The sequence below is a fragment of the Serratia sp. MF1(2023) genome (genome assembly GCF_030954545.1).
Classification (GTDB): Bacteria; Pseudomonadota; Gammaproteobacteria; order Enterobacterales; family Enterobacteriaceae; genus Serratia; species Serratia sarumanii.
In genome coordinates, this window is sequence record NZ_JAVHUX010000022.1 from 113,334 (window position 1) to 125,779 (window position 12,446).

At 58.7% G+C, this 12,446-nt stretch carries 11 protein-coding genes; 4 read left to right on the forward strand and 7 right to left on the reverse strand.

Annotated elements, in window-relative coordinates; translation table 11 throughout:
- Positions 1-17 precede the first annotated feature (17 nt).
- Positions 18-968 carry a DUF1471 family protein YdgH gene (ydgH, locus tag REA38_RS13615; RefSeq protein ID WP_004938291.1) on the reverse strand — a complete coding sequence of 317 codons (951 nt, stop codon included), beginning with the start codon at positions 966-968 and terminating at the stop codon, positions 18-20.
- Between the two features lie 537 nt (positions 969-1,505).
- Between ydgH and pntA the strand changes: the two genes are divergently transcribed.
- Positions 1,506-3,035, forward strand: coding sequence for a Re/Si-specific NAD(P)(+) transhydrogenase subunit alpha (gene pntA, locus REA38_RS13620; protein WP_004938288.1), 1,530 nt, complete (start codon positions 1,506-1,508; stop codon positions 3,033-3,035).
- Positions 3,036-3,045: 10 nt separating this feature from the next.
- Positions 3,046-4,440 carry a Re/Si-specific NAD(P)(+) transhydrogenase subunit beta gene (pntB, locus tag REA38_RS13625; RefSeq protein WP_033634648.1) on the forward strand — a complete coding sequence of 465 codons (1,395 nt, stop codon included), beginning with the start codon at positions 3,046-3,048 and terminating at the stop codon, positions 4,438-4,440.
- A gap of 53 nt (positions 4,441-4,493) precedes the next feature.
- Here pntB and uspE read toward each other — a convergent pair whose 3' ends face one another.
- The 6 genes from uspE to REA38_RS13655 all read right to left on the reverse strand — a co-directional run bounded on the left by uspE (position 4,494) and on the right by REA38_RS13655 (position 10,022).
- Positions 4,494-5,456: a universal stress protein UspE gene (gene uspE / locus REA38_RS13630; RefSeq protein WP_308886043.1), complete on the reverse strand. Its 963-nt coding sequence runs from the start codon at positions 5,454-5,456 to the stop codon at positions 4,494-4,496.
- Between the two features lie 127 nt (positions 5,457-5,583).
- Complete coding sequence (locus REA38_RS13635) at positions 5,584-6,348, reverse strand: FNR family transcription factor (RefSeq protein ID WP_033634646.1); 765 nt, start codon at positions 6,346-6,348, stop codon at positions 5,584-5,586.
- 281 nt (positions 6,349-6,629) lie between these two features.
- Positions 6,630-7,154 carry a methylated-DNA--[protein]-cysteine S-methyltransferase gene (gene ogt / locus REA38_RS13640; protein WP_041035243.1) on the reverse strand — a complete coding sequence of 175 codons (525 nt, stop codon included), beginning with the start codon at positions 7,152-7,154 and terminating at the stop codon, positions 6,630-6,632.
- Positions 7,155-7,373: 219 nt separating this feature from the next.
- Positions 7,374-7,685 (reverse strand): hypothetical protein, encoded by a 312-nt coding sequence (locus tag REA38_RS13645; RefSeq protein WP_033648420.1) that lies wholly within the window; start codon positions 7,683-7,685, stop codon positions 7,374-7,376.
- 306 nt (positions 7,686-7,991) lie between these two features.
- Positions 7,992-8,846, reverse strand: a complete 855-nt coding sequence (locus tag REA38_RS13650) for a tagatose bisphosphate family class II aldolase (protein WP_049233168.1) — start codon at positions 8,844-8,846, stop codon at positions 7,992-7,994.
- A 9-nt stretch (positions 8,847-8,855) separates the two neighbouring features.
- Entirely contained in the window at positions 8,856-10,022 is a 1,167-nt protein-coding gene (locus REA38_RS13655; RefSeq protein WP_049233170.1) for an SIS domain-containing protein, read from the reverse strand.
- A 260-nt stretch (positions 10,023-10,282) separates the two neighbouring features.
- Between REA38_RS13655 and REA38_RS13660 the strand changes: the two genes are divergently transcribed.
- Positions 10,283-10,540, forward strand: a complete 258-nt coding sequence (locus REA38_RS13660) for a hypothetical protein (protein ID WP_139340178.1) — start codon at positions 10,283-10,285, stop codon at positions 10,538-10,540.
- Between the two features lie 169 nt (positions 10,541-10,709).
- Positions 10,710-12,431 (forward strand): ornithine lipid synthase OlsF, encoded by a 1,722-nt coding sequence (gene olsF / locus REA38_RS13665; protein ID WP_033648417.1) that lies wholly within the window; start codon positions 10,710-10,712, stop codon positions 12,429-12,431.
- Positions 12,432-12,446: the final 15 nt, after the last annotated feature.

Here is a 12,446-nt window from a genome sequence, read left to right on the forward strand (position 1 = left end):
AAACCGAAAAGCGGGTTTTATTTGAACAGATCGGCGCTGACGGTCAGGTTGCCGCCGCTCTTGTTCTGCCACTGGCGGGTGACGTGGTAGTACTTGGCGCCTTTCTCGGCCGCGCGTTTCGCCACTTCGGTGGACACGTCGGTCATGCTGTTGAAGTGGCCGGTGAAGGTGACGGAATCGAACGGCACCATCTGCGCGGCGGTCACGTTGTTCACTTCCTGGATCTTGGTGCCGTTAGGCAGCGTGACGGTATAGCGTTGGCCGGTAGAAGACTGGGTTTCAAAGAAACGGCCCACTTCGCGGCTTGGCGAACCGGAAGACGCGACGCCAGGAATTTCGACTTTCGCGGCAGCGGCGCCGCCGGCGGCCAGCGCGGCGCGGCCGGCGTCAGAATCGGCCGGAATGGCGTCCGGGCTCTGCACGCGGCGTTTTGGCGCATCGGCCTTATAGATGTAGGCGGTAACGAACTGGTTGCCGCCGGAGTTGGCGTCAACCTGGCGCACGATGAAGAACGAGGCGGCGCCTTTTTTCTTCGCTTCTTTGGAGATAGCGTCGTTGATGTCCGGCTGGCTGCGGTAGAAACCGCTGACGCTCACGGTATCGTAAGGCTCCAGCAGATAGGCTTCCTCTTTAGGCAGTTCGTTCACGCCGTTAAATACGCGGTATTTTGGTGTTTTGCTCACTTCTGGCGCATCTTTATGATAAAGGTCTGCGGTGACGCGCCAGTTGCCGCCGTTGTTGCTGTTGTTGCTGTCCTGGATATAGAAGGAATCGGCACCCAGTTTGTCTGCACGGCGGGATACGGCGTCGACGGCTTCATTGATGGCATTGAAGCGGCCGGTAATCGTGATGCGATCAAACGGCTTCAGCGCCGCTGCTTTCTCAGGAGTTAACTCTTGCGCCGCATGAGCAGACAGCGCGGTGAGTGATAACAAGGCTGACGCGATGATCGTGGTCTTCAGCTTCATAAAAAATCCTTTCGCCTAGCGCATTAACGTTTATAACGTACTGAACTGTTTAAGTGTAATTCAGCCGTCGATTATTACATGTAATTCTGAAAACTGTCTCAGCATTTTATGTTATCCCGTGCGACAAATCGCCGACGGTGACGCCGGGCGCACGGATGGCGCCATAGCCATAAGTTTCCATAATAACGGCTTTGGTGTCATTAATGTTAATTATTCACAAAATGATAACTTTTATGCTTTTTCACCGCGCATGGCCATAAATCGTTACGCCGGGCGTAAATCTCTTGTCACGCAGAATGCGCTGTTCTGTATGGATTTTTTCACAGTAAATTGCGATTTGTCATATCACGCGCGGCGTTTTTATGTAAAAACAGAGCTGAATGCGTAAGCAATTATGGATCATCGACCTTATTTTCAGTAGGTTATAGTTGGCGTCTGAAATCAGTGCGGGCAAGTTAATGCCACGCCCGCCGGTGACGCCGTGCTATGGGCAGGAAAATAATAAACATCATCCAAGACAGGTGAGAAGGGAACATTATGCGTATTGGTGTACCAAGAGAGCGGTTGGCCAATGAAGCCCGGGTCGCAGCCACGCCGAAAACGGTGGAACAACTGCTGAAGCTGGGTTTTACCGTCGCGATTGAACGCGGGGCGGGCAAACTGGCCAGTTTTGAGGACGTCGCCTACGAAGCCGCCGGCGCGGCGCTGGTCGACGAAAGCGAAGTGTGGCAGTCGGATCTGATCCTGAAAGTCAACGCGCCGCAAGACGACGAGATCGCCTTGATGCGCGAAGGCAGCACGCTGGTCAGCTTTATCTGGCCGGCGCAAAACCCCGAATTGATGGCCAAGCTGGCGGCGCGCAACGTCACCGCGCTGGCGATGGACTCGGTACCGCGCATCTCGCGCGCCCAGTCGATGGACGCGCTGAGCTCGATGGCCAACATCGCCGGCTACCGCGCGATCGTCGAAGCGGCGCATGAGTTCGGCCGTTTCTTCACCGGCCAGATCACCGCCGCGGGCAAAGTGCCGCCGGCCAAGGTGATGATCATCGGCGCCGGCGTGGCCGGCCTGGCGGCGATCGGCGCCGCGGGCAGCCTCGGTGCCATCGTGCGCGCCTTCGATACCCGCCCGGAAGTGAAAGAGCAGGTGCAGAGCATGGGCGCGGAATTCCTCGAGCTGGATTTTGAAGAGGAAGCGGGCAGCGGCGACGGTTACGCCAAAGTAATGTCCGAAGCCTTTATCAAGGCCGAGATGGCGCTGTTCGCCGCGCAGGCGGCGGAGGTCGATATCATCGTCACTACCGCGTTGATCCCGGGTAAACCGGCGCCGAAACTGATCACCAAAGAGATGGTGGCGTCGATGAAGCCGGGCAGCGTGATCGTCGATCTGGCGGCGCAAACCGGCGGCAACTGCGAGCTGACCGTGGCCGACACCATTACCGTGACCGACAACGGCGTGAAAATCATCGGCTATACCGATCTGCCGAGCCGCTTGCCGACCCAATCTTCGCAGCTGTACGGCACCAACCTGGTCAACCTGCTGAAGCTGCTGTCGAAAGAGAAAAACGGCGAGATCGACATCGATTTCGACGATACGGTGATCCGTGGCGTTACCGTGGTGCGCAGCGGTGAAATCACCTGGCCTGCGCCGCCGATCCAGGTCTCCGCCCAGCCGAAAGCGGCCCCCGCCGCCGCACCGGCAGCCAAACCCGAAGCCAAACCGACCTCGCCGTGGCTGAAGTACGGCCTGATGGCTCTGGCAATCCTGCTGTTCGGCTGGCTGGCGGACGCGGCGCCGAAAGAGTTCCTGTCGCACTTTACCGTGTTCGCGCTGGCCTGCGTGGTCGGTTACTACGTGGTCTGGAACGTCAGCCATGCGCTGCATACCCCGTTGATGTCGGTCACCAACGCGATCTCAGGGATTATCGTGGTCGGCGCGCTGTTGCAGATCGGCCATGGCGGCTGGGTGAGTTTCCTCTCCTTTATCGCCGTGCTGATCGCCAGCATCAATATTTTCGGTGGGTTCACCGTCACTCAGCGCATGCTGAAGATGTTCCGCAAGAACTAAGGGGTAGCAAATGTCTGGAGGATTGGTTACAGCTGCATACATTGTTGCCGCTATTTTGTTTATTTTCAGCCTGGCGGGCCTGTCGCGCCATGAAACGTCGAAGCAGGGTAACCTGTTCGGCGTCGCAGGTATGGCGATCGCGCTGATCGCCACCATTCTGGGACCGGATTCCGGCAACGTCGGCTGGATCATCATCGCCATGATCATCGGCGGCTCGATCGGCGTCTATCTGGCCAGGAAGGTCGAGATGACCGAAATGCCGGAATTGGTGGCGGTGCTGCACAGCTTCGTTGGCCTGGCGGCGGTGCTGGTCGGCTTCAACAGCTACCTGGATCACGGCGCGCCGATGGAGCCGGTGATGGCGAACATCCATCTGACCGAAGTGTTCCTCGGCATCTTTATCGGCGCGGTCACCTTCACCGGTTCGATCGTCGCCTTCGGCAAGCTGCGCGGCATCATCTCTTCCAAGCCGCTGATGCTGCCGAACCGCCACAAGCTGAATCTGGCGGCGCTGGTGATCTCATTCCTGCTGCTGGTGGCGTTCGTGCGTACCGACAGCGTGGGCTGGCAGGTGGTGACGCTGCTGCTGATGACGGCGATCGCGCTGGCGTTCGGCTGGCATCTGGTGGCCTCGATCGGCGGCGCCGACATGCCGGTGGTAGTATCGATGCTTAACTCCTACTCGGGGTGGGCGGCCGCCGCGGCGGGCTTCATGCTGAGCAACGATCTGCTGATCGTCACCGGCGCGCTGGTGGGTTCTTCGGGTGCGATCCTGTCTTACATCATGTGCAAGGCGATGAACCGCTCGTTTATCAGCGTGATCGCCGGCGGCTTCGGCAGTGACGGTTCGTCCACCGGCGACGCCGAAGAGATGGGCGAATACCGTGAAACCACGGCGGAAGAGGTGGCCGAGCAGCTGAAGAACTCCACTTCGGTGATCATCACCCCGGGTTACGGCATGGCGGTGGCGCAGGCGCAATATCCGGTGGCGGAAATCACCGAGAAACTGCGGGCGCGCGGCGTGAAGGTGCGTTTCGGCATTCACCCGGTCGCGGGGCGTTTGCCGGGCCACATGAACGTGCTGCTGGCGGAGGCGAAGGTGCCGTACGACGTGGTGCTGGAGATGGATGAAATCAACGAAGATTTCCCGGATACCGACACCGTGCTGGTGATCGGCGCCAACGACACGGTGAACCCGGCGGCGCTGGAGGATCCGCGCAGCCCGATCGCCGGCATGCCGGTATTGGAAGTGTGGAAAGCGCAGAACGTGATCGCGTTCAAACGCTCGATGAACACCGGCTACGCCGGCGTGCAGAACCCGCTGTTCTTCAAGGAGAACACCCAGATGCTGTTCGGCGACGCCAAAGACAGCGTGGAAGCGATTCTGCGGGCATTGCAGAAGTAAGTGAGCAACCAAAAAAACGGGCCGCTTAGCGGCCCGTTTTTTATGCGCGAGGGTTAATCTTCGTCGTCGTGCTCATCGTCTTCATCCGTCTCAATCGGGCAGTTGAAGTTCTCCGGCTTAATCACCAGCAGATCGCATTTCAGATGGTCGATCACATGTTCCGCGGTGTTGCCGATAAAGGCCGCCGAAATGCCGGTGCGGCCCAGTGTGCCCAGAACCACCACGCCGGCCTGCAGGTGTTCGGCCAGATCGGGGATCACCTCTTCCGGCAGGCCTTTTTCCACGTGGGTGAACTCTTCCTTAATGCAGAATTTCTGCCGCAGCGCTTTCATGGCGATCAGATGCTGGCCGCGGATGGCGTCGTTGTAGACGCTCGGATCGAAATCGGGCAGCTCGATGGCGATGTTGATCGGAGTAACGGGATAGGCGCCGACCAGGTGAACCTCGGTCTGGTTGACGTTCTGCGCCAGTTCGACGGTTTCTTGCACCAGTTTGATATTGAGCGGATCGTGATAGGGTTCTTCGCTGGCCAGGTTGACCGCCACCAGCGCTTTACCGCCTTCCGGCCAGGGCTGGTCTTTCACCATCCACACCGGGCAAGGGCATTTTCGCAGCAGGTGCCAGTCGGTGGGGGTGAAGATCACCGATTCCAGCCGGTCGTGCTGGTGCGCCATTTTCAACAGCAGGTCATGTTGGCCGGAAAGCACTTCCTGAATGATGGCTTCGAAGGGGCGGTTGTGCCAGACCACTTTGATTTCGATCGGCACGCCGTCGTTGAGGTAAAAGCGGCACTGCTCGTTGATCCAGGCGGCGCGTTGGCTGATCACACCTTGCCGCATCGCCGTTCTTTCGTCCGGGGAGAGCAGGGTCGTCATTTCGTAAGAGAAGTCATAAATGGACAGGAAGGCTTTGATGCGCCCGCCGTTCCGTTTCACCAGGTACACGGCGCGGCGCAATGCCGGCTGGTCGTCCTGATTGGGGTCAATAGCCACCAGAAGATTCTGATACTTCGCCATAGGGCCTCCTTACAGCTGAAATCAACAGTCTGTTAATTTACAGAGTAACCCAACATTGAAAAACAGAACAACAACAGAAGCGGCGCCGGATCAACAATTTCAGTGAAATGTTGATCCGGCAGGAGAATCAGGCGTTAACGGACACGTTGATGCGCGGCGTACCGGCCAGCACCGACAGGGCGTCGGCGTTTTCGATGGTGATGTATTTGCCTTTCACGCTGAGGATTTCGCTTTTCTGGAAGCGGCCCAGCAGGCGGCTGATGGTTTCCACCGTCAGGCCGAGGTAGTTGCCGATGTCGCCGCGGGTCATGGTCAAACGGAACTCGCGCGGTGAGAAGCCGCGCTCCGCGAAGCGGCGCGACAGGTTGTAAACGAACGCCGCCAGGCGCTCTTCGGCATTTTTCTTCGACAGCAGCAGGATCATGTCCTGGTCGCCTTTGATCTCGCCGCTCATCAGCCGCATGATCTGCTGACGCAGGTTAGGCATTTTGCCGGACAGATCGTCGAGGGTTTCGAACGGGATCTCACACACCATCGAGGTTTCCAGCGCCTGGGCAAAACTCGGGTGCTTCAGACCGCCGATGGCGTCGAAGCCCACCAGATCGCCCGCGAGGTGGAAGCCGGTGATCTGCTCGTCGCCTTGCTCGGTGATGGTATAGCTTTTGATGGTCCCGGAACGGATCGCGTACAGCGACTTCAGCTCGTCGCCGGCCTTGAACAGGGTTTGGCCTTTCTGGATGGGCTTTTTCCTCTCGATAATGTTGTCGAGCTGGTCCAGCTCGTGGGCATTAAGGGTGAAAGGAATGCACAGCTGGCTGATGCTGCAGTCCTGGCAATGGATCGCACAACCACCAGACTGGATACGACGAATCACGCGTTTTTCCGGGATCATAGATTACGCTCATTCAATAATTGATATGAGTCAATTTTAACATCTTTTGCAGCAGCTGATAAGGGTGGCATTAGCATGAATAGGGGTATTGTGTGCGAATTTTGCGCACACATACCGCCGATTATTCTGTATGGGACTGAAGTTATGAGTATTATTTGTGACTTATGCGTTTTATTCACACAAGTTATTGATAGTGCCAAAGCGGGGACGAGCGCGGCGTTGAGCAACGTGCTTTATTAAGCAGCGCCAAACAATGGCGCTGGATGAGCTCATCGTCGCGGCTACAGCAAACTTTTCGGCAGGTAGCCTTCATGCTGCAACAGCCACTGCTTGCGCTGTACGCCGCCGGCATAGCCGGTCAGCGCGCCCTGCGAACCGATCACCCGGTGGCAGGGCACCACGATGCTGATCGGATTCGAACCGTTGGCCATACCGACCGCGCGCGAGGCGGTCGGACGGCCGATGCGTTGCGCCAGCTGGCCGTAGGTCAGGATCTCGCCGCACGGGATTTGGCGCAGCTGTTGCCATACGGTGCGTTGGAACTCGGTGCCGGCGGTCATCACCGGCAGCCGATCGATAATGCTCAGCTCACCGGCGAAATAGCGTTGCATCGCATCGGTCAGGCCGCCGGGATCGCGCTGCTCGCGCAGGGTGAAGCGATCGGTGCGGTAGTGGGTATTCAGCAGCTTCATCAGGCGCGCTTCGTGATCGGTCCAGTCAATCGCCCGCAGGCGCCCCTGTTCATCGGCAATCAGCACCAGTTCTCCCACCGGCGTGGCGGTACGATCAATCAAAAAAGTCTGCATCTGGATCACTCCTCGGTTTGGTATGGCGATTATCGCACGAAAGCGGGGGAAGAGATGGCGGATTTCGGACATGCTGATGGGCAACCGCAGGGTTGCCCAAATAGCCGGCTCAGGGTAAGCCGGGTAGTCATTGCCCGATGAATTTATAAAATAAATTTATAATTAATCAAGGCAAGTTGTGTTCTGTTTATTATTTCACCAGGCATTAACGCGTTGGCGTTACTTATAGCTGATGGTCACGCGCTTTAAATGGGGATCGTTATTCACTATTTCGCTGGTGACGGCAGAGACTAATTCTTTTGGCATCTCTTTTAACGAAGAGGAAATATATCCGTTCTGATATTCGGTCACTTTGCCGAAGCAGTTGGAGACAAGCTGTTCATCCTGATGTGTGATGGTGCAAGCCGGGGTGGTAATAGCGCCGGTGAAGCGCACGACGCCGGAGGCGACCTGGCTGCCGGAAAGCGGTTTTGCTTGCAGAGCGAAGGGCAGAATGACCAATGCGCTTAATACGGCTAAGTAATGGTTCATACGCTGTTCCTCTCAGAGTAAAAAACACTGCCAATTAAAAACAAGCGCCCTTGTTTTCATAAAATAAGCTATTTCGCCTGGCGAAATAAAAACGAACGGGCAAAAATCCTACTGCCTGCATTCAATGAATTTGATAGTAAGGAGGTAGGGTGAGTAAAACCATGATTTGGATCATAGTGAAGACCGGTTAATGGTTTCCGGCGCGGGCAGGGTAAAAGGCTGTGATCTTTCTCTCAGGAAAGCGGGAAAGGGCGGGATGTTTTCGCCCCCGTGGCGCAACCGCAGGAACAGGGGGCGAGCGGGGGGTTACAGCATACCGCTGCTGCCGCAGATGCGGATCTTTTCCGCCACCACTTCTTTCATCGCCAGCTTGCCGGGGACGATGTATTTGCGCGGGTCATTGGCATCCGGGTGCTGTGAAAAGTAGCTTTTCACCGCATCGGCAAAGGCGATTTTCAATTCGGTGGCGACGTTGACCTTGCAGACACCGAGCGAGATCGCGCGCTTAACCATCGCTTCCGGAATACCGGAGGCACCGTGCAGCACCAGGGGCACGTCCACCTGTTCGCGGATCAGCGCCAGGCGCTCGAAGTCCAGCTTCGGCTCGCCGTGATACAGGCCGTGGGCGGAACCGATCGCCACCGCCAGCGAATCGATGCCGGTGGCGGCGACGAACTCGCGTGCCGCCGCCGGGTCGGTATAGAAGCTGTCCGCCGTATCGACGATCAGATCGTCTTCCTGCCCGCCCAGGCGCCCCAGCTCCGCTTCCACGCTGGCGCCGTAGCGATGGCACAGGTCCACTGCGGCGGCCACCTTGGCGATGTTCTGCTCGAACGGCAAATGCGAACCGTCGATCATCACTGAGCGGATGCCGCTTTTTACCTTGTACTCGATGTCGTCCAGCGCTTCGTGATGATCCAGATGCAGCGCCAACGGCAGATCGTAGCGGTGCGCGGCAGATTGGCAAATGCCGATCAGGTAGTCGGTGCCGGCATAGCTGAAGGTGCCGGGCGTGCCGGCCATGATCACCGGGGAGCGCAGTTCGGCGGCGGTTTCCGCCACCACCTGCACGGTTTCCAGATTGTGGACGTTAAACGCCGGGACGGCGTAACCCTGACGCTGCGCCTTGAGCAGCATTTCTCGGTTGGCTATCAGATACATGGGATCTCCTTACAGCACCGGGGAAGGAAAACGGTAAATCGTCACGCCTTTCACCACCCGGTTGACCTCGCCGGTCGGGCAAGGATTGTCCGGGGTCAGCCCCAGCGCCAGCGAACTCTCGAAGGCCAGCATCTGGGTGAACAGCAGATACGGGAACAGCAGCCAGATATCGTCAGCCGCGTCGTGCATAGGCAGCAGGGCATCGGACAGGGGTTGGCGCTCGCCGGTCAACCCGACCAACTGCATCGCCAGCCCGTCGCGCTTCAGTTCGTTCCACAGATCGCGGTCATACTGGCGGGCGTAGTCGTCGCAGGAGAACATCAGCACCACCAACGTCTGGCCGTCGACCATGAATTTCGGGCCGTGGCGCAGGCCGAGCGGCGAGTCGTAGCGTGTAACGATGCGGCCGGCGGTCAGCTCCAGCATCTTGAGCGAGGCCTCTTCCGCCAGGCCGGTAAAACAGCTGCCGCCGAGGGTGATATAACGGCGGAAACCGCTGGCGGCCAACGCCTTCACCTGCGGCTGCAGCGTTTCGCGCAGTGTACGGCAGCGCTGCACCATGGCGTTGAGCGGCGCCTGGGCGGCCTCGAGCGAAGCCGGGCCGAGCAACAGCGCGGCGCTCAGCATCATGCAGCTGAAGCTGGAGGTCATGGCGAAGCTTTGATCGTTGGAGCCTTGCGGCATCACCAGCGAACAGACGTTATCCCGCCGATGCGCATACTGCGCCAGCCGGCTGTCCGGGTTGCACACCAGCATCAGGTGATAGCTTTCCGGCAGCAGCTGGTCGGCCAGCTCCACCGTCGCCACGCTCTCCGGGCTGTTGCCCGAGCGGGCGAAGGAGACCAGCAGCGTCGGCCGCTCAGGGTCGAGATACTGCAACGGATTGGCGACAATATCGGTGGTGCCGTAGGCCGCCACGTCGCGGCCGGTTCGTTCGCGCAGCCAGGGCGCCAGGGCGCGGCCGGCGAACGCCGAGCTGCCGGCGCCGCACAGCACGATTTGCAGGCGCGGATTGGCCAGCAGCGGCGCCAGGAACGGCTGCCACTGCGCCTGTTGATCCTGCAATTGCCGGTGCAGCGCGGCCCACAGATCCGGCTGCTGCCAAATCTCTGCGGCGGTGTGCCAGGCGTTGCGCTGCTTCAGCCAATCCGCCTCGTAAGAGAAATACGCGTTCATGATGACAACTCCTTAAAAGCCTTGGTTAACGGTCGGCGATAATCACGTCGCTCCCTCAATGGTGCAGCGCCTGTTGGCAAGCACCGATCCTGCACTGCTGCGGGTCGATAATTAATTCCCGGCGTGTTGCGGTATTGGGCATTAACGCAAACTCCTGATTTACCGGTAGCCGTGCCCGACCACGGCTTAATAAGCCGCGGCGATACCGACCGGAACGCTTTCAGTTAGTTATGGCGAATTACAGCAAACGAAACGCTGAAATGCAATCGGTTATTTTAAAAATACTTATATCTATCAGTTGGTTATATTTATTTTTGCTTTCGATTGAGCGGCAAGCGAAAGCGGTGTTAACGCAAAGTGAAAACGGCAAATTCGTTATTTATCAGTCGACAATTCTCGGCGTCTATTTATTCAGTCTGCCGATGACGAAAGCCGCAGCGGTAATTCGACAATCGCCGGGCTTTCACTGTTTTTTTATGCCGGCGCGCGTAACCGTGCTGTTCCGCGTACGCCGCTAGCGGCGCCGATGTGAGGGCAAGTGGGGACGAAAATGCGTCTTTCGCTCCCAATTCTTCATTACTTTGCTATACCTGATAGTCGATGGATTCATTTTATTGTCATGTAACTGACACGTCAGAGTCACGGCTCTGGCTTAAGTTTGCAGCGACTACGTCAGGAGATAACGCGATGTTCAGCCTGGATTCTCTGTTGCAAGATGCATTTCCACACCGCAATACCCCTGCCTGGCAGCGCAGCCTGCTAAGAACCCTTCTCTTCGAAAAAGAATTCAAACAGTTCGCCGCCGACTATCCCCACCTGAAAGGGCTCGATCTGATCGAGCAGGTGGTGGACTACTTCAACCTCAGCTGCGAGCTGGTGGACGGCGATCTGGAAAACATCCCGAGCCAGGGGCCGGTGGTGCTGGTGGCCAATCACCCGATCGGCTCGCTCGACGGCCTGGTGCTGCTGCGCGCCGTCGCGGCGGTGCGCCCGGATGTGAAAGTGGTGGCCAGCCAACTGCTGACCTACATCGAACCGCTGCGCAACCTGTTCGTGCCGGTGGATAACGTCGCTTATAAAACCAGCCGCAAACAGATTGAAGGCATGCAGCGGCAGCTGGACAATCAGGGCGCGCTGATCCTGTTCCCGGCCGGCGAAGTGTCGCGCATGAGCCCGAAAGGCATCCGCGACGGCCACTGGCATACCGGTTTTCTGCGCCTGGCCGCCAAGGCGCGGGCGCCGATCGTGCCGATCCACATCAGCGCGCGCAACAGCAACCTGTTCTACTTTACCTCGCTGGTCTACCGGCCGCTGTCGACGCTGCTGCTGGTGCGCGAAATGTTCCAGCAGCGGGGCGGGCGCATCAAGATCCGCGTCGGCGGCCGCGTGCCGTTCGCCAGCTGGCACGACGGCCACACCAGCGCCAAGGATCTGGCGGAGCGTTTTCGCCGCCACGTGTATCGCCTGGGCCAGGGCAAGCCGGGGCTGTTCGCCAGCGAGTCGCCGATCGCGCTGCCGGAAGAGCGTCTGGAGCTGAAAAAGGCGTTGGCGAACTGCGAGCGGTTGGGGGTAACGCCGGACGGTAAAACCATCTACCTCTATCGCCGCCACGACGAAGCGCGCACGCCGATCCTGCGCGAACTGGGGCGTCTGCGCGAGATCGCCTTCCGCGCGGTAGGAGAAGGCTCCGGCCGCCGCCGCGATCTGGACAGCTATGACGACGATTACTACCACCTGGTGCTGTGGGATGAGGAGGAGCTGGAGATCGTCGGCGCCTATCGCTTTATCCCCACCGCCGAACAAATCGCGCGCAAAGGGCTGGAAAGCATCTACAGCAACAGCCTGTTCCACTACGATCGCGATATGGAGCCGATCCTGGCGCAGGGCATCGAGCTGGGGCGCAGCTTCATTCAGCCGGCCTATTGGGGCAAGCGCGGGCTGGACTATTTGTGGCTGGGCATCGGCGCCTACCTGGCGAAATACCCACAGTATCGCTATCTGTTCGGCCCGGTGTCGATCTCCGGCGGCATGCCGCTGGCGGCGCGCGATTTGCTGATCGCCTTCTATCGGCTCTATTTCTCGCCGGACCACGCCTTCGCGCAATCGCGCCGGCCTTATCCGGCGTCGCTGCCGCAGGTGCTGGCGCAGTTTGCCGGGGATAACTACCAGGAAGATCTGGTGCGGCTGAAGAGCCTGCTCAGCAATATCGGCTGCTCGATCCCGACGCTGTACAAGCAGTACACCGAACTGTGCGAGCCGGGCGGGGTACAGTTTATCGACTTCGGCACCGATCCGGCTTTCAACAACTGCATCGACGGGCTGGTGCTGGTGGATACCACGCGGCTCAAGCCGTCGCGGTATCAGCGTTATATCGCGGTGCACCAGCCGCAGCCAGCCGAGACGGCATGACTACAGTCTGACTCA